Origin of the sequence: Variovorax sp. (genome assembly GCF_965279555.1) — a bacterium.
Classification (GTDB): Bacteria; Pseudomonadota; Gammaproteobacteria; order Burkholderiales; family Burkholderiaceae_C; genus Variovorax.
The window spans coordinates 1,691,491-1,715,670 of record NZ_OZ257247.1; the positions used below are offsets into that span (position 1 = coordinate 1,691,491).

Consider the following 24,180-nt stretch of genomic DNA (forward strand, 5'->3'; position numbering starts at 1 on the left):
GATTCACATCATTGGTGAATCCCGGTTCATTTCATTCATGGCCTACAGACAAACCGCCGCCGTCGAAGCCCGCCTGCAGGACAACCGCACGCGCATCCTGCAGGTCGCCCGCGCTTTGGTGAGCGAGGGCGGCTGGAGGGAAGCGCAGGTCGCCAGCGTTGCCGCCGCGGCCGGTATCGCGACCGGCACCGTGTACCGATACTTCCCCTCGAAGGCTGAACTGTTCGCCGAGGTGCTCTCGGCTGTGTCGCAACGCGAAGTGGACGTGCTGGCCGAGATCGCGGCTGCCGAAGACACGGCCTTGGGCCGGTTGCGCTCCGCTGTTGCGACCTTCGTGCGGCGTGCCATGCGCAACCCGCGCCTGGCTTATGCGCTGATCGCGGAGCCATGCGACAAGGAGATCGACGAGGTCCGGCTGGTGTACCGCGCGGCGATCAGCGAGGTGATACGCGCCATCGTCGCGTCGGGGCAGTCTTCGGGGGAAATGGCGCCCGACATCCAGCCAGACATTGCCGCGTCCGTCATCGTGGGCGGGTTCATGGAGGGGCTGATCGGCCCGCTGTCACCGTTGAGCCGCCAGCAGCACCAGGACACGGACGGCTACCAGCGCGAGGTGGCCATGCTGGCGGACCAGATCGCCAAGCTGGCCTGCGCCAGCGTAGCTGCTGCTTCTTCATCCTCCACGGTTCGGAAACTCTCACGGAGACCCTCATGAACAAGCCGCTTCCCGCGGAGATCCTCGAAGCGCCCGCGGACCGCTACAGCACGCATGAAGTGCTCAATCAGGCGCTGCCGGCCAGCGGCTTCAATGCCTTCAGTGGCGATGCCGTGCTGCGGGCGGCCATTGAGCGTGAGGCGCCATGGGCCGCATCGCGCTGCGAAGCACTGGGCGCGGTTGCCGGCGACGAGGACGTGCAGGAACTGGCACGCCTGGCAAACCGTCACATCCCCGAGCTCAAGACGCACGACCGCTTCGGCAATCGCATCGACTGGGTCGACTTTCATCCGAGCTGGCACGAGCTGATGTCCCTCGCATGGAAGCACGAAGTGCCCAACCTCACCTGGCGCACACAGGAGAAGAACGGCCACTTCGCACGCGCCGTGCTGTCGTACCTGTGGAACCAGGTCGAGCACGGAACCGCGTGCCCGACGGGCATGGCGTATGCCTCGCACGCCGGCTTCGAAGCCGAGCCTGCGCTTGCGATCTGGGCGGAAAAATCAAAGGGCACGGCCTACGAGTTCAGCCGCAAGGAAGTGGGCGACAAGCCTTCGGTGGTAGTGGGCTATGCCATGACGGAGAAACAAGGCGGCTCCGACCTGCGCCAGACGCAGACCACGGCACGCTACTCGCACACGAGCGACTATCACGGCGCCAAGGCGCACTGGTACGAACTGACCGGCCACAAGTGGTTCTGCTCGGTGCCCCAGTCCGATGGCTTCTTCACGCTGGCCAAGGTCGACGGCGAAGTCACCTGCTTCTTCCTGCCGCGCACGCTGCCCGATGGCAGCTACAACCGCTTCTTCGTGCAGCGCCTCAAGGACAAGTGCGGCAACAAGTCGAACGCGTCCAGCGAAGTGGAGTACGCCGGAACACTCGCCATTCGGGTGGGGGCAGAAGGCAAGGGCATCCGCGAAATACTCTCGCACGCCCATCTGACGCGCCTGGATTTCGCGGTGGGCTCGGCCGGGCTGATGCGCCAGTGCTTGACGCTGGCGCTGCGCCACACCACCACCCGTGGTGCGTTCGGTTCTTCGATTGCCGATCGCCCGATGATGGTCAACGTGCTGGCCGACATGGCCGTGGAGGTCGAGGCCGCCACGCTGATGGCCCTGCGCGTGGCCAAGGCCACCGACCTGATGAACGCCAGCGAACACGAAAAACTTCTGGCCCGCATCGCCACGCCCGCGGCCAAGTTCTTCAACTGCTCGCGCGCGCCCTCCATTGCCTTCGAAGCCCTGCAGTGCCACGGCGGCAACGGCTTCATCGAAGAGGGGCCGATGGCGCGCGTGTACCGCGAATCCCCGCTCAACAGCGTGTGGGAGGGGACCGCCAACATGATGTGCATGGACGTTCGGCGCGCGATGAGCAAGGACCCGCGCACCATCGATGCGTTGTTCGGTGAACTGAAGCCGCTGGCAGGGCAGGATGGCCGCTTCGATGCACTGGTCAGCCATGCCGAGCGGCTGGTGCGCGCCGCGATCGACGATGAGTTCCTGGCGCGGCCGATGACCGAGGCTGTTGCACGGGCGCTCCAGGGCGCGGAGCTTCTGCGCCACGGCAGCCAGGAGGTCGTGGATGCATTCATGGGCACGCGCAGCCCTGGTGCTTCGGGCGCGTGGGGATCGCACTACGGAACGCTGGGCGGCACGGTCACGCAGGCTGCCGCGCGGAAGATCGTGCATCGCTCGACGGTGGCGGGCTGAGCGGGTAAACCCATCTCGTCGGCTCTGGCGGGCTGCAAATCCCGTGGGAAGCCGCTGCATGAGAAACTACGACGCCGATGCCGCCGGTGCTCCACCGGTTGGCCAGCCCCTTCGGCCCATGGGCGGTGAACGTATGGGATACAGAGATAAGTTGTTGAACTCAAATAAGAAAGTGCTTTCGGTCGCTCCAATGATGGACTGGACCGATCGCCATTGCAGGTACCTCCATCGCCTGCTGTCCCGCCACGCGCTGCTCTACACCGAGATGGTGACTACAGGCGCGCTGATTCACGGCGATGTGCCCCGGCACCTGCGCTTCAATGCCGAGGAACATCCCGTGGCCCTGCAGCTAGGCGGCAGCGAGCCTGCCGACCTCGCGCATTGCGCCAAGCTGGGCGAAGAGTGGGGCTACGACGAGATCAACCTGAACTGCGGCTGCCCGAGCGAGCGCGTGCAGCGCGGCGCTTTCGGCGCCTGCCTGATGAACGAACCGCAACTGGTGGCAGATTGCGTGAAGGCGATGGTCGACGTGGTGAGCGTGCCCGTCACGGTCAAGCACCGCATCGGCATCGACAAGATCGAGAGCTACGAGTTCGTACGCGACTTCGTCGGCCAGGTCAGCGAGGCCGGCTGCCAGACCTTCATCGTGCATGCGCGCAACGCGTGGCTACAAGGGCTGAGCCCGAAGCAGAACCGCGAGATCCCGCCGCTGCGCTACGAGTTGGTGCACCGGCTGAAGCATGAGTTTCCCGAGCTGAATTTCTCGATCAACGGCGGCATCTCGACCAATGCACAGGTGCACGAACACCTGCGGCTGCTCGACGGCGTGATGATCGGGCGCGAGGCCTATCACAACCCCTGGTGGCTCGCCGAATGGGACGCCGAGTTCTACGGCGCCGCGCCACAGACCTTGTCGCGCGAAGAGATCGAGTCGCTGATGTGTGACTACATGGTCCGCGAGGCCGCCGAGCATGGCACGCAGTGGTCGTCTATTGCGCGCCACATGCTGGGTTTGCGCAACGGTCTGCCGGGTGCGCGCCGCTGGCGCCAGATCTGGAGCGACCATCGGCACAAGACGCTCCCGCCGCACGAGGTGATGGCAATCGCACACGAGCCGATGGTCCAGGCGGCCTGATCCAGGCGCTATTTCTTCTGCTTCCGGCACGGGTGCTTTCATGCCCGTTTGCCGATGGATGAAACATTGTTCCGAAATTGCTACTTCGTGATAAGTGGCACGTCAACCGTTTTTTGCTGAAAAATGAGGTGTATCAGGGAAATAAGAAGGTTTCGATTCAATGAATGACGCGATTGGCGGCAAAGAAGAAGTGAGCGCGCTCGCTCGCGGCCTGGCTCTCCTCAAGGTCATCGGCATGGCGGCGGCACCCATAGGCAATCGCGAACTGGCAGATACCACGGGAATCCCCAAGGCCACCGTGTCGAGGCTCACCGCCACGCTGGTGAGTGCGGGGTATTTGCGACAGTCGCAAGACAACGAGCGCTTCAGCCTTGGGCCGGCCCTGCTGGACATGAGCAGCCGGTACCTGCGGCATTTCGACTTGCGCACGGTGGCGCGGCCGCACCTGTCGGCGCTGGCCGAGGCTGCAGGCGTCAGCGTGCACATCGGGGTACGCGATGAACTCGACATGCTCGTCATCGATTCGCTGCGGCCGCGTTCCGTGGTCATCAGCTCGCGTATCGAGGTGGGTACGCGCATGGCCATTGCCACCTCGGCCGCGGGGCGCGCCTACCTGGCGGCGCTGCCGGAACCGGAGCAGGGCGAGTTGCTGGCGCAGATCCGGATCGAAAGCGGGGAGAGCTGGAACACCATCGAGCCCGGCCTGATGAGCAGCCTCGAAGAGTACGCAAGGACGGGTTACTGCGGCTCCTTCGGCGAGTGGAACCCGCACATCCACGCCATCGGCTTCGCCCTGGAGGGCCCGCGCGGCGAGCGCTACTCCGTGAGTTGCGGCGGGCCCGCCTACCTGTTGCCCAAGGACGCCATGGTGGCGCGCATTGCGCCGCTGCTGCTGGAGACGGCGCAGCGCCTTGCCGGGGAAGCCGGCACGTCGACCCAGGAGTAAAGGCGCGCGGCCCTACCGGTCGTTGCGCAGGTTCAGCACGTACCCTCGGCCGCGCACCGCACCGTGTGCAGCAGCTTGAGGCGCGCCGTGGAGATGTTTCTCTTTGGCGCGGCGCCGCGTGCTAGTTCGCGGCTTCGAGGCCGTTCTTGAAGTGCTCGCGCATGCGGGCCATGGCCGCCTCGGCATCGCGCGCCTCGATGGCGGCCATCACCGCGCGGTGCTCCGCCAATGATTCCGCGATCCGCCCCGCCTTCAGCAGCGAGTTGCGGCGGTTGAGCTTCATCACCTTGCGCAGGTCTGCCACCATCTGGTCGCGCCACTTGTTGTCTGCGATGGCCAGCAGCTGCATGTGGAAGCGCTCGTTCACTGCGAAGAAGTGTTCGCGGTCCTCGGGGGTGGCGGCGGCTTCCAGTTCGGCGTGCAGTGCCTTCAGCTCGGCGCGCTGCGCGTCGGTGGCGCGCTCGGCCACCACGCCGGCGGCATCGCTCTCCAGCAGCGAGAGCAGGTGGTACACGTCGGCCAGGTCCTGCTCCGACACCTCGGTCACGTAGGCGCCGCGGCGCACTTTCATCGTTACCAGGCCCTCGGCGGCCAGCACCTTCAGCGCCTCGCGCAGGGGGGTGCGGCTGATGCCGTATTCCTCGGCCAGCTTCAGCTCGTCGATCCAGCTGCCGGGCTCCAGCTCGCGGCGGAAGATCCGCTGGCGCAGCAGCTCGGCCACCTCTTCATAGAGGGCGCGGGGAGTAAGGGTGACGGCGGACATGGGCCGCACTGTACTTCAAAATCGGGTTTGAATTAATAATTATGGATGGAGTAGACTCGCGAACGACTTGCAAATTCGTGCAAGCAAATTTGCAAATACCTGTGCAAGACACTGCGAAGCGGCCCCTCATGAGCAGCACACCCGAACCCTCTTTCAAGCCCGCCGACCTCGAAGCCTGGGCCAAGGCCGCAGCCAAGTCGGCACCCGGTGGCGACGTGAGCGCGCTGAACTGGATCACGCCCGACGGCATCAGCGTGAAGCCGCTGTACACCGCCGCCGACCTGCAGGGGCTGAAATACACCGACACGCTGCCCGGCTTCGAGCCCTACCTGCGCGGCCCCCAGGCCACGATGTATGCAGTGCGCCCCTGGACTATCCGCCAGTACGCCGGCTTCTCGACAGCCGAGGAGTCGAACGCCTTCTACCGCAAGGCGCTGGCCGCCGGCGGGCAGGGCGTGAGCGTGGCCTTCGACCTGGCAACCCACCGCGGCTACGACAGCGACCATCCGCGCGTGACCGGCGACGTCGGCAAGGCCGGCGTGGCGATCGACTCGGTCGAGGACATGAAGATCCTGTTCGACCAGATCCCGCTCGACAAGGTGAGCGTGTCCATGACGATGAACGGCGCCGTGCTGCCGGTGCTCGCGGGCTACGTGGTCGCGGCGGAAGAGCAGGGCGTGGCGCAGGACCAGCTCAGCGGAACCATCCAGAACGACATCCTCAAGGAGTTCATGGTCCGCAACACGTACATCTTTCCGCCGGCGCCGAGCATGCGGATCATCGGCGACATCATCGAGTACACGGCGCAGAAGATGCCCAAGTTCAACTCGATCTCGATCAGCGGCTATCACATGCAGGAAGCCGGCGCCAACCAGGCGCTGGAGCTTGCCTTCACGCTGGCCGACGGCAAGGAATACGTGAAGACCGCGCTGGCCAAGGGCCTCGACGTCGACGGCTTCGCCGGGCGCCTGAGTTTCTTCTGGGCCGTCGGCATGAACTTCTATCTCGAAGTGGCCAAGATGCGCGCGGCGCGCCTGCTGTGGTGCCGCATCATGAAAGAGTTCAACCCCAAGAACCCCAAGAGCCTGATGCTGCGCACGCACTGCCAGACCTCGGGCTGGAGCCTCACCGAGCAGGACCCGTACAACAACGTGGTGCGCACCACCATCGAGGCGATGGCCGCGGTGTTCGGCGGCACGCAGAGCCTGCACACCAACGCGCTCGACGAAGCCATCGCGCTGCCTACCGAGTTCAGCGCCCGCATCGCGCGCAACACGCAGCTCATCATCCAGGAAGAGACGCACATCACCAATGTGATCGACCCCTGGGCCGGCAGCTACATGATGGAGAAGCTCACGCAGGACATGGCCGATGCGGCCTGGGCCATCATCGAGGAGGTCGAGGCCATGGGCGGCATGACCAAGGCCGTGGACAGCGGCTGGGCCAAGCTCAAGATCGAGGCCGCCGCCGCCGAGAAGCAGGCGCGCATCGACTCCGGCAAGGACGTGATCGTCGGCGTCAACAAGTACAAGCTCAAGAGCGAAGACGCGATCGACAGCCTCTCGATCGACAACGTGAAGGTGCGCGAGCAGCAGGTGGCGCGGCTGCAGAAGATCCGCGCGTCGCGCGACACCGCCAAGGTGCAGGCCGCGCTCGACGCGCTGACCGAAGCCGCCGAGAACAACACCGGCAACCTGCTGGCACTGAGCATCGATGCCGTGCGCCTGCGCGCCACGGTGGGCGAGATTTCGGACGCGCTCGAAAAATCATTCGGCCGCCATCGGGCCGACACGCAAAAGGTGACCGGTGTGTACGCAGCTGCCTATGACTCCGCCGAAGGCTGGGAGGCCCTCAAGACCGAAATCAACGCCTTCGCCGAGGAGCAGGGTCGCCGTCCGCGCGTGATGATCTCCAAGCTCGGCCAGGACGGCCACGACCGCGGCGCCAAGGTGGTAGCTACCGCGTTCGCCGACCTGGGCTTCGACGTGGACATGGGACCGCTGTTCCAGACGCCCGAAGAATGCGCGCGCCAGGCCATCGAAAACGACGTGCACGCAGTGGGCGTGAGCACGCTCGCGGCCGGCCACAAGACGCTCGTGCCGGCCATCATCAATGAGCTCAAGAAGCAGGGCGCGGACGACATCATCGTGTTCGTCGGCGGCGTGATTCCGCGGCAGGACTACGACTTTCTCTACGAGGCCGGCGTCAAGGGCATCTACGGACCGGGCACGCCCATTCCGGCCAGCGCCAAGGACGTGCTGGAGCAGATTCGCGCGGCGGTCACGGCCTGAGGCGCGACGTGGGCGATCTCTTGTCGCGGCTGTCGCTGCAGCCGGTGGATTCCAGCGATTTCGAAGCCATGCTGGCCCTGCGCATCGACGCGATGCGCCCGAGCCTGGAGCGCGTGGGCCGTTTCGACGCAGCACGCTCGCGCGAGCGCCTGAGCGCGGGTTTTGTCGTGCCGTACATGCACCACATCGTGCTCGATGGCGACCAGCGCATCGGCTTCGTCACGCTCAAGCCGGAGGACAGCGATGCGCTGCGCCTCGACCATCTTTATCTGCGCACCGGCTTCCAGGGCCTGGGCATCGGTGAATGGGTACTGGAATGGGCCAAGTCGCAGGCGCGCGCGCAGCGGCTGGACATCAAGCTCACCGCGCTCGTGAAGAGCGACGCCAACCGCTTCTACCTGCGGCACGGCTTCGTGCTCGAAGGCGAAGAGGGCGTCGACCTGCACTACCGCTGGCGCGTCGCCTCGGAGGCTGCGTGCTGAACACGGCACAGTCGCTCGAACGTGCCGTCGCCGAAACCGATGGCATGGCGCAACGCCGCGCCATCGCAAAAGCCATCACGCTGCTCGAGTCGACGCGCGCCGACCACCGCGCGCAGGCCGACGAACTGCTCACGGCATTGCTGCCGCGCACGGGCAACTCGTTTCGCCTTGGCATTTCCGGCGTGCCGGGTGTCGGCAAGTCGACTTTCATCGAAACGCTGGGCCTGTTGCTGATCGGCAAGGGGCACCGCGTGGCGGTGCTCACCATCGATCCGTCATCCACCGTGTCGGGCGGCTCCATCCTGGGCGACAAGACGCGCATGGAGCGGCTGTCGGTGCACGAGCGCGCCTACATCCGCCCCAGCCCCTCGAGCGGCACGCTCGGCGGCGTGGCCGAGAAAACGCGCGAGGCGATGCTGGTGTGCGAGGCTGCCGGCTACGACATCGTGATTGTCGAGACCGTCGGCGTGGGCCAGAGCGAGACGGCAGTGGCCGGCATGACCGACATGTTCGTGCTGATGCAACTGCCCAACGCGGGGGACGACCTGCAGGCGATCAAGAAGGGCGTGATGGAGTTGGCCGACCTCGTCGTCATCAACAAGGCCGACATCGACAAGGACGCCGCCACCCGTGCGCAGGCTCAGATCACGTCGGCGCTGCGGCTCTTCGGGCACCAGGGCAACCCGGACCACGCACACGCGGTGCACGACGCGCACAGCGGCGCGGAAGTGCGCTTCTGGCTGCCCAAGGTGCTGCAGCTGAGCGCTCTCGCCAACACCGGCGTCGATGCCTTCTGGGAAGCCGTCACGCAATTCAGGCAGCTGCAGACCGCCAACGGCAAGCTCGCCAGGCGCCGCGAGAAGCAGGCCACCGCGTGGATGTGGGAGCGCATCGACGCAGGCCTCAAGCAGGCCTTCAGGCATCACCCTCAGGTGCGCGAACTGCTCCCGCAGCTCACGCAGCAGGTGGCACAGGGCACGCTGCCGGCATCCACGGCAGCGCGCAGCCTGCTCGCCGCGGCCGCCATCACGGCCAGACCATGAGACACGAAATTCAAGACCACAGCTTCGGAAGCACACCATGCAAGAACTGATCGAACAACTCGAAAAGCGTCGCGCCCAGGCGCGTCTCGGCGGCGGGCAGAAGCGCATCGACGCGCAACATGCCAAGGGCAAGCTCACGGCGCGCGAGCGCATCGAGCTGCTGCTCGACGACAACACCTTCGAAGAGTGGGACATGTTCGTCGAGCACCGCTCGGTCGACTTCGGCATGGCCGAGCAAAAGATCCCCGGCGACGGCGTGGTCACCGGCTACGGAATGATCAACGGCCGCCTGGTGTTCGTGTTCAGCCAGGACTTCACCGTCTTCGGCGGCGCGCTGAGCGAGGCGCATGCCGAAAAAATCTGCAAGGTGATGGACCAGGCCATGAAGGTCGGCGCGCCCGTCATCGGCCTGAACGACTCGGGCGGTGCGCGCATCCAGGAAGGCGTGGCGTCGCTCGGCGGCTACGCCGACGTGTTCCAGCGCAACGTGATGGCCTCGGGCGTGGTGCCGCAGATCAGCATGGTGATGGGCCCTTGCGCGGGCGGCGCGGTGTACTCGCCGGCCATGACCGACTTCATCTTCATGGTGAAGGACAGCAGCTACATGTTCGTCACCGGCCCCGAGGTGGTGAAGACCGTGACGCACGAGAGCGTGACCGCCGAAGAGCTTGGCGGCGCCATCACCCACACCACGCGCAGCGGCGTGGCCGACATGGCGTTCGAGAACGACGTCGAGGCGCTGATGATGCTGCGCCGCCTGTACAACTACCTGCCGCTCAACAACCGCGAGAAGCCGCCGGTGCGCCTGGGCAACAACGGGCAGGGCGACCCCGCCGACCGGCCCGACTATTCGCTCGACACCCTGGTGCCGGACAACCCGAACAAGCCCTACGACATCAAGGAACTGATCCTGAAGGTGGTGGATGACGGCGATTTCTTCGAACTGCAGCCCGACTACGCGAAGAACATCGTGATCGGCTTCGCCCGCATGGAAGGCCAGACCATCGGCATCGTCGCCAACCAGCCGCTGGTGCTGGCGGGCTGCCTGGACATCAAGAGCAGCATCAAGGCCGCGCGCTTCGTGCGCTTCTGCGACGCCTTCAACATACCGGTCGTCACCTTCGTCGACGTGCCCGGCTTCATGCCCGGCACGGGGCAGGAGTACGGCGGCATCATCAAGCACGGCGCCAAGCTGCTTTACGCCTACGCCGAGTGCACGGTGCCGAAGATCACCGTCATCACGCGCAAGGCCTACGGTGGCGCCTACGACGTGATGGCGTCGAAGCATCTGCGCGGCGACGTCAACCTTGCCTGGCCGCGCGCCGAGATCGCGGTGATGGGCGCCAAGGGCGCGGTGGAAATCATCTTCCGCGAAGACAAGAACGACCCCGAGAAGCTCGCCGCCCGCGAGGCCGAATACAAGGCGCGCTTCGCCAACCCGTATGTGGCCAGCGCGCGCGGCTATATCGACGACGTGATCCTGCCGCACGAGACGCGCAAGCGCATCTGCCGCTCGCTGGTGATGCTGCGCGAGAAGAAGCTCGAGAACCCGTGGCGCAAGCACGGGAACATTCCGCTGTGAGCGGCATGGAGAAGAAGAACATGTTCAAGAAGATCCTGATCGCCAATCGCGGTGAAATCGCCTGCCGCGTGATTCAAACCGCCAAGAAGATGGGCATCCTCACCGTCGCCGTCTACTCCGACGCCGACAAGGAAGCCCGCCACGTCGAGCTGGCCGACGAAGCCGTGCACATCGGCGCTGCGCCCAGCCGCGAGAGCTATCTGCAGGCGGACCGCATCATCGCGGCCTGCAAGCAGACGGGCGCCGAGGCCGTGCATCCGGGCTACGGCTTCCTGTCGGAAAACGAAGCCTTCGCGCGCAAGGTCGAGGAAGAGGGCATTGCCTTCATCGGACCGAAGCACTATTCGATCGCAGCCATGGGCGACAAGATCGCCTCGAAGAAGCTCGCGAACGAGGCCCAGGTCAACACCATTCCGGGCTGGAACGACGCCATCGAGACGGCCGAGCGCGCGGTCGAGATAGCGAAGGACATCGGCTACCCCGTGATGATCAAGGCATCGGCCGGCGGCGGCGGCAAGGGCCTGCGCGTGGCCTTCAACGACAAGGAGGCCTTCGAGGGCTTCACCTCGTGCCGCAACGAGGCGCGCAACAGCTTCGGCGACGACCGCGTGTTCATCGAGAAGTTCGTCGAGGAGCCGCGCCACATCGAGATCCAGGTGCTGGGCGATTCGCACGGCAACGTGATTTACCTGAACGAGCGCGAATGCTCCATCCAGCGGCGCCACCAGAAGGTGATCGAGGAGGCTCCTTCCCCCTTCATCAGCGACGAAACGCGCAAGGCCATGGGCGAGCAGGCCGTGCAGTTGGCCAAGGCCGTGAAGTACCAGAGCGCGGGCACGGTGGAGTTCGTGGTCGGCAAGGACCAGAGCTTCTACTTCCTGGAGATGAACACGCGTCTGCAGGTGGAGCACCCGGTGACGGAGTGCATCACCGGCCTCGACCTCGTCGAGTTGATGATCCGCGTGGCTGCCGGCGAGAAGCTGCCGCTGACGCAGGCCGAGGTGAAGCGCAACGGCTGGGCGATCGAGTGCCGCATCAATGCCGAAGACCCGTTCCGCAATTTCCTGCCGTCGACCGGCCGTCTGGTGAAGTTCCAGCCGCCGACCGAGACCATGTTCGCGAGCGACACCGAGCACCTGCAAGGCGTGCGCGTGGACACGGGTGTGTACGACGGCGGCGAGATTCCGATGTACTACGACTCGATGATCGCCAAGCTCATCGTGCACGGCAAGGATCGCCAGCATGCGATCGCACGCATGCGCGAGGCGCTCAACGGCTTCGTGATCCGAGGCATCAGCAGCAACATCCCGTTCCAGGCGGCGCTGCTGGCGCATCCGAAGTTCGTGGCGGGCGACTTCAACACCGGCTTCATCGCCGAGCACTACGGCAAGGGCTTCCATGCGGAAGACGTGCCGCATGCCGATCCGTCGTTCCTGATCGCGCTCGCGGCTTATGTGCACCGCCGTTATCGCGCGCGTGCCTCGGGCATCAGCGGGCAGCTCGAAGGCCACAGCGTGAAGGTGGGCGAGCAGTTCGTGGTGGTCGAGCTGGGGCCGGAGGGCAAGCACGTGCACCACCCTGTGTCGGTCACCGACTTCCATGGCAAGACCGGCGCGAGCTCGGTGGCCGTGGGCGGCAAGAGCTACAAGATCGACAGCAGCTTTGCGCTGGGCGCGATCCGTGTGCAGGGCATCGTCAACGACAAGCCGTTCACCGCACAGGTGGAGCGCGGCGCGGGCAAGAGCCCGCTGGCGCTGCGCGTGTCGCACGACGGCACGCAGATAGAGGCAATGGTGCTGTCGCCGCTGGGCGCGCGGCTGCTGGAACTGATGCCCTACAAGGCACCGCCGGACCTGAGCAAGTTCCTGATGTCGCCGATGCCGGGCTTGCTGGTCGAGGTGTCGGTGCAGCCGGGCCAACAGGTGCGCGCCGGCGAAAAACTGGCCGTGATCGAGGCGATGAAGATGGAGAACGTGCTGTTCGCCGCGCAGGACGGCGTGGTCGGCAAGATTTCGGCGGGCAAGGGCGAATCGCTCGCCGTCGATCAGATCATTCTGGAGTTCAACTGATGGGTGCCAACGACTTGCAACAGGCGATCACGCTGCACCGGCCCGCGAAGGCCGCTGTCCCCAAGGCCGAGGGACCGTGGTCTGTCGAGGCGATCCAGGCGCTGCTCGACAAGCCGCTGATGGATCTGCTGTTCGAGGCGCAGACCGTGCACCGCCAGCACTTCCCCGAAGGCGATATCGAGCTGGCCACGCTGCTGTCGGTCAAGACCGGCGGCTGCCCGGAGAACTGCGGCTATTGCCCGCAGTCGGCCGAGTTCGATACCGGCGTGAAGGCGCAGAAGCTCATGGAGGTCGACGAAGTGGTGCGCGCCGCGCAAGCCGCCAAGGACGTTGGCGCCACGCGCTTCTGCATGGGCGCCGCATGGCGCGCGCCGAAGGACCGCGACGTGGAGAAGGTGGCCGTGCTGGTCGAGGCCGTGAAGGGGCTGGGCATGCAGACCTGCGCCACGCTCGGCATGCTGAAGCCGCACCACGCGCACCAGCTCAAGGCCGCAGGCCTGGACTACTACAACCACAACCTCGACACCGCGCCCGAGTACTACACCGACGTGGTCGATACACGCACCTACCAGGACCGGCTCGACACGCTGGCCAACGTGCGCGGCGCGGGCATCAGCGTGTGCTGCGGCGGCATCGTCGGCATGGGCGAACAGCCGGTGCACCGCGCGGGGCTGATCGCTCAGTTGGCCAACCTGAACCCGTACCCGGAATCGGTGCCTATCAACAGCCTGGTGCGCGTGCCCGGCACGCCGCTGGCCGACTCGGACCCGGTCGATCCCTTCGACTTCGTGCGCATGATCGCGGTCGCGCGCATCACCATGCCGACGGCGCGCGTGAGGCTCTCGGCCGGGCGCCAGCAGATGGGCGATGCGGTGCAGGCGCTGTGCTTCATGGCGGGTGCGAATTCGATCTTCTATGGCGACAAGCTGCTGGTCACCGGCAACCCCGACGTGGAAGCCGACACGGTGCTGCTGCGCAAGCTCGGGCTCAACGCGCGGCAGGTTCAGGAGCAGGCTTCGGAAAGTTGCGCAGTATGACCGCCGCTACCGCACGCCCCTTCAAGGTGCTGGGCATCCAGCAGATCGCCATCGGCGGCCCCGACAAGCTGCGGCTGCAGAAGCTGTGGGTCGACATGCTGGGGCTCGAGGTCACGGGCACGTTCAAGAGCGAACGCGAGAACGTGGACGAGGACATCTGCGCGATGGGCGCGGGCCCTTTCAAGGTCGAGGTCGACCTGATGCAGCCGCTGGACCCCGAGAAGAAGCCTGCCGTCCACACGACGCCGCTGAACCACGTGGGCCTGTGGATCGACGACCTGCCCAAGGCAGTCGAATGGCTCACGGCGCAGGGCGTGCGTTTTGCGCCCGGCGGCATTCGCAAGGGTGCGGCCGGTTTCGACATCTGCTTTCTTCACCCGAAGGCGAACGACGAGTTCCCGATTGCGGGCGAGGGCGTGCTGATCGAGATGGTGCAGGCGCCGCCTGAAGTGGTGGCGGCTTTCAGCGCACTCGCAGCTACGCGTTGAGTACTTTCTTGATCGGCGGTTTTACGTCCGAGCTCCGGGGCGGCAGCATCGCCTGGTGCTCGCGCGCCGGGTTCAGGATGATCGAGGTGGCGGTCTCCGTGAGGATGCAGAACTTGGTGACCACCGCATCGAGGTGGCTCACGTCGATCACCGCGATCTCCAGGATCCAACTGTCCTGCCCGGTCACGTTGTAGGCATTGACGCATTCGGGCGTCTGCTGCACCAGTTCGACCACGCGTGCGTAGTCGGCGCGGCCCACGCGGATGATGGCGCGGATGCCATAGCCCAGCTTGCCCGGGTTCACGGTGGCGCGGTAGCCGCTGATGACGCCAGCGGCCTCCAGTTTCTTCACGCGTTCGGTCACGGCGGGCTGGCTCAGGTGGACGCGGCGGCCCAACTCGGCCATGGTCAGTCGCGCATCGTTCTGCAGTTCGGCCAGGATGCGGGTGTCATGCGCATCCAGCGTGGGGGTCAAGGTGAAGTCCATGCAACTCCTTCAAATCAACGGTAGGAAGAGGGCAGAACCATGAAAGTCGCATGGATGCCGAAGGTCGGCTTTCATACCATGGCTGCCTTCACATACCAACAAGAGACTTCCCCCGGCCATGTCCACCCTCGCTTCTCCAGCCAAGCCCGCGTCCGCAGGGCGCTCCGGATTGCCGCTGCTGCTGTGGCTGTGCCTCGCCGCCACCTGGGTGGTCTGGGGCTCGACCTACCTCGCGATCAAGTACGCGCTCGTGAGCTTTCCGCCATTCCTGCAGATGGGCTCGCGCTTCCTGTGTGCTGGCGTGCTGCTCATCGTGTGGATGCGCTGGCGCGGGGCGCCCTGGCCGTCGCTGGTGCAATGGCGCAATGCCTTCATCGTCGGGGCGCTGATGCTGGGCGGCGGCATGGGCGGCACGGCCAGCGCCGAGGTGTCGATCGGCTCTGGGCTGGTCGTCGCGTTCATCGCGGTGATCCCGCTGCTCATTGCGCTCCTGAACCTGATCTGGGGCGTGAAGCCGTCGCGGCTGGAAGCAGCGGGCATTGCGCTCGGCCTTGTCGGCGTGCTGATGCTGACGCAGGGCAGCGGCTTCCGGTCTTCGCCCGAAGGCTTGCTGGCGATCTGCATCGCCTGCTGCTGCTGGTCGCTAGGCAGTGTGCTGAGCCAGCGCGGCCTGCCGCTGGCGCCCGGCGCGATGGGATTCGCGAGCGAGATGCTGTGCGGTGGCGTGGTGCTGATGGGGCTGGCCGCGGTTTCCGGCGAAACAGTGAGCTGGCCCTTGCAGGCCGAGGCAGTGGCCGCGTGGGTCTACCTCGTGGTGTTCGGCTCGCTGATCGCCTTCAATGCCTACATGGTGCTGCTGGCGAGGGCACCGGCCGCGCTGGCGTCGAGCTACACCTTCGTGAATCCGGTGATCGCGATGCTGCTGGGCGTGTGGATCGCCGACGAGACGGTCACGCGCTTCGAGTGGTACGCCGTGGGCGTAGTGCTGGCGGGCGTGCTGCTGTTGCTCTTCAAGCGCCGGGGCGGCGCCACACCGCAAGCGTAGCCGCGAGCAGCCACATGCCGGCCGCACAACCGCGGTTCATTGCCTTGAGGCCGCGCTGCGAGAGAAAGCGCACGGCCTGCGTGCCGGCGCCGGCATAGGCCAGCATCACGCAGGTGTCGAGCGCTACGAACACGGCGCCCAGCAGCAGGTACTGCGGGCCTTGCGGCTTCGCGATGTCGACGAACTGCGGCAGGAAGGCCGCGAAGAACAGCACCGTCTTCGGATTCGACAGCGCCACCATGAGGCTGCGCAGCAGCGCGACACGGCCCTGCGGACGTACTTCGAGCGGCGACTTGGCCAGCGCGGCGCGCAGGTCGGTGGTTTCGCTGCGCCACAGCTTGACGCCCAGCCACACGAGGTAAGCCACGCCTGCGACACGGATCGCATTGAAGAGCCACTCCGAGGCCGCCAGCAGCGAGCCCAGTCCCAGTGCGACGACTGCGATCAGCGTGATGCTGCCGAGCGATGCACCCGCAATGCCCCAGCTCGCGCGGCGCATGCCGCCCTCGATGCCGTTGGAAAGCGCCAGCAGCATCGTCGGTCCCGGGATCAGGGCCAGCGCGAGCGATGCGACGGCGTAGATGAGCAGGGTGTCGAGCGTCATGGCTTGGCGGCTGGTGGGCGTTGCTGCGAGGCGGCGCGGGCACGCGCCAGTGCGGCTTCGACGATGGCGCGCTTGCGTGCGCCGGCGTCTTGCGGGGTTTCGGGCTTGGGCGCCGCTTCGGCCAGGCGGGCGTCGGTGTTGCGGTGCTTGCCGTGCACTTCGTAGCGGCGCCGTGCGCTCGCGGCCTGCTCGGCCGACCAGGCTTGCCAGCCGGTGCGGCCGGGCGTTTCGACCTCGAGCGAGATGCAGTCGACGGGGCAGACCGGAATGCACAGCTCGCAGCCCGTGCAGTGGGCTTCGATCACCGTGTGCATACGCTTGTTGATGCCGACGATGGCGTCGGTGGGGCAGGCGTCGAGGCACAGCGTGCAGCCGATGCACCAGGCCTCGTCGATGACGGCCAAGGCGCGCGGGCCTTCGGTGCCGCATTCGGGGTCGAGCGGCAGCGGCGCGCGGCCGGTGAGTTCTGCCAACCGGTCAATGCCTTCGGCACCGCCGGGCGGGCACTGGTTGATGCCGGCCTCGCCGTCGGCCACGGCCTGGGCGTAGCTCGCGCAATCCGGGTAGCCGCAACGTGTGCACTGCGTTTGGGGCAGTGCGTCGTTGATGCGTGCGGCGAGCCCGTTCACGGTGGCAATGGTGCGCGCTTCAGCGCGCGGCGCCGGTGCCGGGCTTCTTGCGCGGCGTGGTCTTCTTCACGGCGACGGCCGTGGCCGTTTTCGCCGGGGCCTTCTTGGCCGCGACAGCTACGGGAGCCGGGCTTTTGCGCACCGGCTTCACGGTGTCTTCGGCGGCCAGCGCGTCTCGGGCGCTCGCGCGGCGTTGCGGCTGGTCGTTGGCCTCGATGAATTTCTGCATCTTCGGGTAGACCAGTTCGCGCCAGCGGCGGCCGCTGAAGATGCCGTAGTGGCCGGCACCCTTGACTTCGTAGTGCTCGCGCTTCGCGTCGTCGATACCGGTGCACAGGCTGTGCGCGGCTTCGGTCTGGCCAGAGCCGGAGATGTCGTCGAGCTCCCCTTCGACGGTGAGCAGGGCGGTGCCATGGATGTCCTGCGGACGCACGCGCTCCACCTTGCCGTCGGCGGCCTTGACGTCCCAGGTGCCGTTGACCAGGTCGAACTCCTGGAACACGGTACGGATGGTCTCGAGGTAGTAATCGGCGTCCATGTCGAGCACGGCGTTGTACTCGTCGTAGAACTTGCGGTGGGCCTCGGCGCTGGCGTCGTCGCCCTTGATGAGGTCCTTGAAGTAGTCGTAGTGGCTGCTCGCGTGGCGGTCGGGGTTCATGGCCACGAAGCCGGTGTGCTGCAGGAAGCCGGGGTACACGCGGCGGCCTTCGCCGGGGAAGCCCTGCGGCACGCGGTAGATCACGTTGTTCTCGAACCACTCGAAGCTCTTGTTCATCGCGAGGTTGTTGACCGCGGTGGGCGACTTGCGCGCGTCGATGGGGCCGCCCATCATCGTCATGGTGAGCGGCAGCGCTTCGCCGCGGCTGGCCATGAGCGACACGGCCGCGAGCACTGGCACGGTGGGCTGGCACACGCTCACCACGTGGCAGTTGCCGTACTCGGCCTGCAGCAGGCGGATGAACTCCTGCACGTAGTTGATGTAGTCGTCGAGGTGGAACTCGCCTTCCGACAGCGGCACGAGGCGCGCATTCTTCCAGTCGGTGATGTAGACCTTGTGGTCCTGCAGCATGGTGCGCACGGTGTCGCGCAGCAGGGTCGCATAGTGGCCCGACAGGGGCGCGACGACCAGCACCACGGGCTGGCTCTTGAGCGTCTTGAGGATGTGCGGCTCGTCGGTGAAGCGCTTGAAGCGGCGCAACTCGCAGAAGGGCTTGTCGAGCGCAATGGCTTCCTGGATGACGACGTCCGCGCCGTCGACCTTCACCGACTTGATGTTGAACTCGGGCTTCTCGTAGTCCTTGCCCAGGCGGTAGAGCAGGTCGTAGCCCGCGGCCATGCGCTGGGCCATGGGCAATTGGCCCCACACGGCGCCCTGGCCGTAGAGCTTGGAGGCTGCCTGGGCGAAGTCCGAGAAAGGCTCCATCAAGGAACGCTGGGCTTCGTAGAGTTGATAGAGCATCGCTGATCTTGGAGTGGAATGTTGCGGTGCAATATATCAGCGCATTCGCTGCGGTGCAGGGGGCCTAACCCCTACACCGACCCCGCAGCGAGCGTCCTTTGGCCTGGAAGCGTGAAGGAGTCGTCGCTGGGACGCATTCCCTCACACTTCGCTGTCACCTAGATGACTTTGGCGATCGACGCGCAGACGTAGTCGATGTTCTTGCTGTTGAGCGCGGCCACGCACATGCGGCCGGTGTCGGTGCCGTACACGCCGAATTCATTGCGCAGGCGCACCATCTGGTCCTTGGTCAGGCCCGAGTAGCTGAACATGCCGATCTGCGTGGTGATGAAGCTCATGTCTTCCTTCACGCCTGCGGCCTTGAGGCCGTCGACCAGCTTCTGGCGCATGGCCTTGATGCGCACGCGCATTTCGCCCAGTTCCTTTTCCCAGAGGGCGCGCAGCTCGGGGTTGCCGAGCACCGCGGCCACCACGGCGCCGCCGTGCGTGGGCGGGTTGCTGTAGTTGGTGCGGATGGCGATCTTGAGCTGCGACAGCACACGGGCGGCCTCTTCCTTGTTCTCGCACAGCACCGACAGTGCCCCGACGCGCTCGCCGTACAGGCTGAAGCTCTTGGAGAACGAGGTCGAGACGAAGAAGGTCAGGCCCGCTTCGACGAACTTGGCGACGGCGGCGCCGTCTTCCTTCAGGCCGTAGCCGAAGCCCTGGTAGGCCATGTCGAGGAAGGGCACCAGGCCCTTGGCCTTGACCGCGGCGACGACCTGGTCCCACTGGGCGGCGGTGATGTCGTAGCCGGTGGGGTTGTGGCAGCAGGCGTGCAGCACGACGATGGTGCCGGCCGGTACCGCGTTCAGGGCGGCCAGCATGCCTTCGAAGTTGACGCCGCGCTTGGCCGCATCGTAGTAGGGGTAGCTTTCGACTTCGAAGCCGGCGTTGGTGAACAGCGCGCGGTGGTTTTCCCAGCTCGGGTCGCTGATCAGGACCTTGGCGGAGGGGCTGAGCTTCTTGAGGAAGTCGGCTCCGACCTTCAGCCCGCCGGTGCCGCCGATGGCCTGGATGGTGGCCACGCGGCCCGAGGTGACGGGTTCGCTGTCGGCACCGAAGACCAGCGCCTTGACGGCGTTGTCGTACGCCACGATGCCGTCGATGGGCAGGTAGCCGCGCGCGGTGGGCGCTTTCATCATGTTCTGTTCTGCGGCCTGCACGCACTGGAGCAGGGGCAGCTTGCCGTTGTCGTCGTAATAGACGCCGACGCCGAGGTTGACCTTGTTGGGGTTGGTGTCGGCTGCAAATTGCTCGTTGAGGCCGAGGATCGGGTCGCGCGGTGCCATTTCGACCGCGGTGAACATAGACATGGAAAGGTCCTTTGGGATGAAAGCTTCGCTGCAACCGGACTAGGCTTTATGCTTTCCGGTTGCCTTGAATTTTACCGGCGCGAGCGCCACCTGTCGGGAACAGCCATGCCAGACAACAACGAAGCCATAGCAGACCTGAAGAAAGTGGACCCGATCGGGCCCGCGAAACAGGGTGAATTCATCAGGTACCCGGACTCCCCGTTCGAGCTTTTCCAGCCCTATCCGCCGGCGGGCGACCAGCCGAAGGCCATCGAAGGGCTGGTCGAGGGCGTGATCGACGGCGAAGTGTTCCAGACCCTGCTGGGCGTGACCGGTTCGGGCAAGACCTTCACCATGGCCAACGTGATCGCGCGGCTGGGCCGCCCGGCCATCGTGTTCGCGCCCAACAAGACGCTGGCGGCGCAGCTCTACAGCGAGTTCCGCGAGTTCTTTCCGAAGAACGCCGTCGAGTACTTCGTGAGCTACTACGACTACTACCAGCCCGAGGCCTATGTGCCGCAACGCGACCTGTTCATCGAGAAGGACTCCTCGATCAACGAGCACATCGAGCAGATGCGGCTGTCGGCCACCAAGAGCGTGCTGGAGCGGCGCGACACGGTCATCGTGGCCACGGTGAGCGCCATCTACGGCATAGGCACACCCGAGGACTACATGGAGATGCGGCTGATTGCCCGCGTCGGCGACAAGGTCGGGCAGCGCGACCTGATTTCGCGGCTGATCCGCATGCAGTACCTGCGCAACGAGCAGGACTTTGCCCGCGGCACCTTCCGTGTGCGGGGCGACACCATCGACGTGTTCCCGGCGGAGCACAGCGAACTGGCGATCCGTTTCGAGCTGTTCGACGACGAAATCGAGTCGCTGCAGCTCTTCGATCCGCTGACCGGGCGCGTACGGCAGAAGGTGCCGCGCTTCACGGTGTACCCGTCAAGCCACTACGTGACGCCGCGCGACAAGGTCATGGCGGCGGTCGAGACCATCAAGATCGAATTGAGCGAGCGGCTCAAGGAACTGGTGGGTGCGGGCAAGCTGGTCGAGGCGCAGCGGCTGGAGCAGCGCACCCGCTTCGACCTCGAGATGCTGGCTGAAATCGGCCACTGCAAGGGCATCGAGAACTACACGCGCCACCTGTCGGGCGCCGCGCCTGGCGACCCGCCGGCCACGCTGACCGACTACCTGCCGAAGGACGCGCTGATGTTCCTCGACGAGAGCCACCAGATGATCGGCCAGCTCGGCGGCATGTACAACGGCGACCGGGCGCGCAAGACCACGCTGGTCGAGTACGGCTTTCGCCTGCCGAGCGCGCTGGACAACCGGCCGCTCAAGCTCGAGGAGTTCGAGACGCGCATGCGCCAGTGCATCTTCGTGTCGGCCACGCCGGCGCAGTACGAGAAGGACCATGCCGGCAACGTGGTCGAACAGCTGGTGCGGCCGACCGGCCTGATCGACCCCGAGGTCGAGGTGCGGCCTGCCACTCACCAGGTGGACGACGTGCTGGGCGAGATTCGCGTGCGCGTGGACAAGAACGAACGCGTGCTCATCACCACCCTGACCAAGCGCATGGCCGAGCAGCTGACCGACTACCTGGGCGACAACGGGGTGAAGGTGCGCTACCTGCACAGCGACGTCGACACGGTCGAGCGGGTGGAGATATTGCGCGACCTGCGCCTGGGCACCTTCGACGTGCTGGTGGGCATCAACCTGCTGCGCGAGGGGCTGGATATTCCGGAGGTGTCGCTGGTGGCGATCCTCGATGCCGACAAGGAAGGCTTCCTGCGCGCCGAGCGTTCGCTTATCCAGACCATCGGCCGGGCGGCGCGCAACCTGAATGGCAAGGCCATTCTTTACGCCGACCGGATGACCGACTCGATGCGGAAGGCCATCGACGAGACCGAGCGCCGCCGGGCCCGGCAGATAGCGCACAACGAGGCGAACGGCATCACGCCGCGCAGCATCGTCAAGCAGGTGCGCGACCTGATAGACGGGGTCTACAGCGAGAAAACGGGCAAGGAAATGGCCAAGCTCGACCTGGAGCGCGCCAAGGTCGAGGACATGAGCGAAAAGGACATCGCCAGGGAAATCAAGCGCCTCGAGAAGCAGATGCTGGAGCACGCCCGGAACCTCGAATTCGAGAAGGCGGCCCGCGTGCGGGACCAGCTGGCGCTGCTGCGGGAGCAGGCTTTCGGGGCTGCCGGCGGGGACAACATCGCGCTCTAGCCGCGGTAGTTCAAACGTTCGCGTTCTTCAAGCGGGCGGCGCTGGGGTTTACCCGAGCAGAGTCCGGGGGCTTCTGTTATACTTGAGCGAAATACTCAACAACAAGAAAAGAACTTCGCGATGAAGGACCGACTCCTACCGGCTGGTTCACCAGCGTCAGGGGTCGGGCAGGGCGGAGACGAGGTCACCGCGGCCCAGGGCCACGGTGTCATTTCAACGGTAAGCACTTGAAGGAGCTTGCGATGCGTCTCACTACCAAAGGCCGTTTTGCGGTCACGGCAATGATCGATCTGGCGTTGCGTCAGAACACCGGTCCGGTCACGCTGGCTGCAATCAGCCAACGGCAACAGATTTCGCTGTCCTACCTCGAACAGCTGTTCGGCAAGCTGCGCCGTCACGAACTGGTCGAGTCGACCCGCGGCCCCGGCGGCGGCTACAGCCTCGGCCGCAAGGCTGCGGACATCACCGTGGCCGACATCATTGTTTCCGTCGATGAACCCATCGACGCCACCCAGTGCGGCGGCAAGGAAAACTGCCTGGGCGAAGCCGGCCGCTGCATGACGCACGAGCTCTGGGCCTCGCTCAACCAGCGCATGGTCGAGTTTCTCGACTCCGTCACCCTGCAGAAGCTGGTCGACGACCAGATCGCCAAGGGCGTGCAGATCGAGAACAAGCCGGTCGTCAAGCGCGCGATCTCTGCCCAGCCGGTGGTCAAGCCGATTCGCGTGAATGCGCCGAACTCGGTGTTCGCCCTCGGCAACGCCTTCGCGAAGTCCTGAGACCTCTTTCGAGACTTCTGATTTCCGGCGGCGCCTTCGGGCGCCGGCACGAGCAGCAGCCCAGATCTAAAAACAACCCCCACGCCAGCACGAGCCAGCCATGGACGTAACTCCTCATTTCCCGATCTATCTCGATTACGGCGCCACCACGCCGGTCGACCCGCGTGTGGTCGACGCCATGATCCCCTGGTTGCGCGAACACTTCGGCAACCCGGCATCGCGCAGCCACGCCTGGGGCTGGGAGGCTGAAGAGGCGGTCGAGAAGGCGCGCGGCCAGGTGGCCGAACTGATCAATGCCGATCCTCGCGAAATCGTCTGGACGTCGGGTGCCACTGAATCGATCAATCTTGCTCTCAAGGGCGCGGCCCAGTTCTACAAGGGCAAGGGCAAGCACCTGATCACGCTGAAGACCGAGCACAAGGCCGTGCTGGACACCATGCGCGAGCTGGAACGCCAGGGCTTCGAGGTGACCTACCTCGACGTCGAGGAAAACGGTCTCGTCGACCTCGATAAGTTCAAGGCGGCCATTCGCCCCGACACCATCCTGGCCAGCGTGCTCTTCGTGAACAACGAAATCGGCGTGATCCAGGACGTGGTCGCGCTGGGCAATGCCTGCCGCGAAAAGGGCGTGATCTTCCACGTCGACTCGGCCCAGGCCACCGGCAAGATCGACATCGACATCACGAAGCTGCCCATCGACCTGATGAGCCTGGCTTCGCACAAGACCTACGGCCCCAAGGGCATCGGCGCGCTGTACGTGCGCCGCAAGCCGCGCATCCGCCTCGAAGCGCAGATGCACGGTGGTGGCCATGAGCGCGGCATGCGTTCGGGCACGCTGCCCACGCACCAGATCGTCGGCATGGGCGAGGCCTACCGCATCGCCAAGCTCGAGATGCACAAGGACATCGAACACGCGCGCCGCCTGCAGAAGCGTCTGCTCGACGGCCTGAAAGACGTGGAACAGGTGTTCATCAACGGCGACCTCGAGCACCGCGTGCCGCACAACCTGAACATGAGCTTCAACTACGTCGAAGGCGAGTCGCTGATCATGGGCATCAAGGGCCTGGCGGTATCGTCGGGTTCGGCCTGCACCTCGGCCAGCCTCGAGCCCAGCTACGTGCTGCGCGCCCTTGGCCGCAGCGACGAACTGGCGCACAGCAGCCTTCGCATGACCATCGGCCGTTTCACGACCGAAGAAGAAATCGACTACGCCATTTCGACCATCAAGCACAACGTTGCCAAGCTGCGCGAGCTGAGCCCCCTGTGGGAGATGTTCCAGGACGGCGTCGACATCAGCACGATCCAGTGGTCGGCCCACTGACGCAGGCCCGCACGAGGCTCCACGATT

21 protein-coding genes are annotated in these 24,180 nt (G+C 65.5%); 15 read left to right on the forward strand and 6 right to left on the reverse strand.

Going from position 1 to position 24,180, the window contains the following annotated elements; translation table 11 throughout:
* Positions 1-37 precede the first annotated feature (37 nt).
* The 4 genes from ACQY8B_RS08105 to ACQY8B_RS08120 all read left to right on the forward strand — a co-directional run bounded on the left by ACQY8B_RS08105 (position 38) and on the right by ACQY8B_RS08120 (position 4,505).
* Positions 38-715, forward strand: coding sequence for a TetR/AcrR family transcriptional regulator (locus tag ACQY8B_RS08105; RefSeq protein WP_422086232.1), 678 nt, complete (start codon positions 38-40; stop codon positions 713-715).
* Complete coding sequence (locus tag ACQY8B_RS08110; RefSeq protein WP_422086233.1) at positions 712-2,424, forward strand: acyl-CoA dehydrogenase family protein; 1,713 nt, start codon at positions 712-714, stop codon at positions 2,422-2,424. Before ACQY8B_RS08105 ends, ACQY8B_RS08110 begins: the two co-directional genes overlap by 4 nt.
* Positions 2,425-2,557: 133 nt before the next feature.
* Complete coding sequence (gene dusA, locus ACQY8B_RS08115; protein ID WP_422086234.1) at positions 2,558-3,559, forward strand: tRNA dihydrouridine(20/20a) synthase DusA; 1,002 nt, start codon at positions 2,558-2,560, stop codon at positions 3,557-3,559.
* Positions 3,560-3,719: 160 nt separating this feature from the next.
* Positions 3,720-4,505, forward strand: coding sequence for an IclR family transcriptional regulator (locus tag ACQY8B_RS08120; RefSeq protein ID WP_422086235.1), 786 nt, complete (start codon positions 3,720-3,722; stop codon positions 4,503-4,505).
* 121 nt (positions 4,506-4,626) lie between these two features.
* Here the strand turns inward: ACQY8B_RS08120 and ACQY8B_RS08125 are convergent, their stop codons facing one another.
* On the reverse strand, positions 4,627-5,268 hold the full coding sequence (locus tag ACQY8B_RS08125; protein WP_422086236.1) for a GntR family transcriptional regulator: 642 nt from the start codon (positions 5,266-5,268) through the stop codon (positions 4,627-4,629).
* A gap of 128 nt (positions 5,269-5,396) precedes the next feature.
* Here ACQY8B_RS08125 and scpA point away from each other — a divergent pair, with 128 nt between their 5' ends.
* From scpA to ACQY8B_RS08160, 7 genes are read left to right on the forward strand one after another with little or no spacing between them, the layout of a single operon-like run.
* A complete protein-coding gene (scpA, locus tag ACQY8B_RS08130) occupies positions 5,397-7,559 on the forward strand; it encodes a methylmalonyl-CoA mutase (RefSeq protein WP_422086237.1) in 2,163 nt (720 codons plus the stop codon).
* Between the two features lie 8 nt (positions 7,560-7,567).
* On the forward strand, positions 7,568-8,041 hold the full coding sequence (locus ACQY8B_RS08135; protein WP_422086238.1) for a GNAT family N-acetyltransferase: 474 nt from the start codon (positions 7,568-7,570) through the stop codon (positions 8,039-8,041).
* Positions 8,035-9,084, forward strand: coding sequence for a methylmalonyl Co-A mutase-associated GTPase MeaB (gene meaB / locus ACQY8B_RS08140; protein ID WP_422086239.1), 1,050 nt, complete (start codon positions 8,035-8,037; stop codon positions 9,082-9,084). The genes ACQY8B_RS08135 and meaB overlap by 7 nt, the downstream gene beginning before the upstream one ends.
* A 37-nt stretch (positions 9,085-9,121) precedes the next feature.
* The gene (locus ACQY8B_RS08145) at positions 9,122-10,666 is read left to right on the forward strand and encodes an acyl-CoA carboxylase subunit beta (protein ID WP_422086240.1); all 1,545 of its coding nucleotides are present in this window, start codon (positions 9,122-9,124) and stop codon (positions 10,664-10,666) included.
* 20 nt (positions 10,667-10,686) lie between these two features.
* Positions 10,687-12,735, forward strand: a complete 2,049-nt coding sequence (gene accC, locus ACQY8B_RS08150; protein WP_422086241.1) for an acetyl-CoA carboxylase biotin carboxylase subunit — start codon at positions 10,687-10,689, stop codon at positions 12,733-12,735.
* Positions 12,735-13,772, forward strand: coding sequence for a biotin synthase BioB (gene bioB / locus ACQY8B_RS08155; protein ID WP_422086242.1), 1,038 nt, complete (start codon positions 12,735-12,737; stop codon positions 13,770-13,772). Before accC ends, bioB begins: the two co-directional genes overlap by 1 nt.
* On the forward strand, positions 13,769-14,260 hold the full coding sequence (locus ACQY8B_RS08160) for a VOC family protein (RefSeq protein WP_422086243.1): 492 nt from the start codon (positions 13,769-13,771) through the stop codon (positions 14,258-14,260). The genes bioB and ACQY8B_RS08160 overlap by 4 nt, the downstream gene beginning before the upstream one ends.
* Here ACQY8B_RS08160 and ACQY8B_RS08165 read toward each other — a convergent pair.
* Positions 14,250-14,747, reverse strand: a complete 498-nt coding sequence (locus ACQY8B_RS08165) for an Lrp/AsnC family transcriptional regulator (RefSeq protein ID WP_422086244.1) — start codon at positions 14,745-14,747, stop codon at positions 14,250-14,252. The two genes, ACQY8B_RS08160 and ACQY8B_RS08165, sit on opposite strands and share 11 nt — an antisense overlap.
* Before the next feature lie 118 nt (positions 14,748-14,865).
* Between ACQY8B_RS08165 and yedA the strand changes: the two genes are divergently transcribed.
* Positions 14,866-15,792, forward strand: coding sequence for a drug/metabolite exporter YedA (gene yedA, locus ACQY8B_RS08170; protein ID WP_422086245.1), 927 nt, complete (start codon positions 14,866-14,868; stop codon positions 15,790-15,792).
* Here the strand turns inward: yedA and ACQY8B_RS08175 are convergent.
* The 4 genes from ACQY8B_RS08175 to ACQY8B_RS08190 all read right to left on the reverse strand — a co-directional run bounded on the left by ACQY8B_RS08175 (position 15,758) and on the right by ACQY8B_RS08190 (position 19,839).
* Positions 15,758-16,396, reverse strand: a complete 639-nt coding sequence (locus ACQY8B_RS08175; protein WP_422086246.1) for a LysE family translocator — start codon at positions 16,394-16,396, stop codon at positions 15,758-15,760. The two genes, yedA and ACQY8B_RS08175, sit on opposite strands and share 35 nt — an antisense overlap.
* Complete coding sequence (locus tag ACQY8B_RS08180) at positions 16,393-17,025, reverse strand: RnfABCDGE type electron transport complex subunit B (RefSeq protein ID WP_422086247.1); 633 nt, start codon at positions 17,023-17,025, stop codon at positions 16,393-16,395. The genes ACQY8B_RS08175 and ACQY8B_RS08180 overlap by 4 nt, the downstream gene beginning before the upstream one ends.
* Positions 17,026-17,044: 19 nt before the next feature.
* Positions 17,045-18,484: a polyhydroxyalkanoate depolymerase gene (locus ACQY8B_RS08185; RefSeq protein ID WP_422086248.1), complete on the reverse strand. Its 1,440-nt coding sequence runs from the start codon at positions 18,482-18,484 to the stop codon at positions 17,045-17,047.
* Positions 18,485-18,642: 158 nt separating this feature from the next.
* Positions 18,643-19,839, reverse strand: coding sequence for an amino acid aminotransferase (locus ACQY8B_RS08190; protein WP_422086249.1), 1,197 nt, complete (start codon positions 19,837-19,839; stop codon positions 18,643-18,645).
* A 105-nt stretch (positions 19,840-19,944) separates the two neighbouring features.
* Here ACQY8B_RS08190 and uvrB point away from each other — a divergent pair, with 105 nt between their 5' ends.
* The 3 genes from uvrB (at position 19,945) to ACQY8B_RS08205 (ending at position 24,153) form a co-directional block, all read left to right on the forward strand.
* On the forward strand, positions 19,945-22,053 hold the full coding sequence (gene uvrB, locus ACQY8B_RS08195) for an excinuclease ABC subunit UvrB (protein ID WP_422086250.1): 2,109 nt from the start codon (positions 19,945-19,947) through the stop codon (positions 22,051-22,053).
* Positions 22,054-22,295: 242 nt separating this feature from the next.
* The gene (gene iscR / locus ACQY8B_RS08200; protein WP_007828186.1) at positions 22,296-22,832 is read left to right on the forward strand and encodes a Fe-S cluster assembly transcriptional regulator IscR; all 537 of its coding nucleotides are present in this window, start codon (positions 22,296-22,298) and stop codon (positions 22,830-22,832) included.
* Positions 22,833-22,932: 100 nt separating this feature from the next.
* Positions 22,933-24,153 carry an IscS subfamily cysteine desulfurase gene (locus ACQY8B_RS08205; protein WP_422086251.1) on the forward strand — a complete coding sequence of 407 codons (1,221 nt, stop codon included), beginning with the start codon at positions 22,933-22,935 and terminating at the stop codon, positions 24,151-24,153.
* The last annotated feature ends 27 nt before the right edge of the window (positions 24,154-24,180 follow it).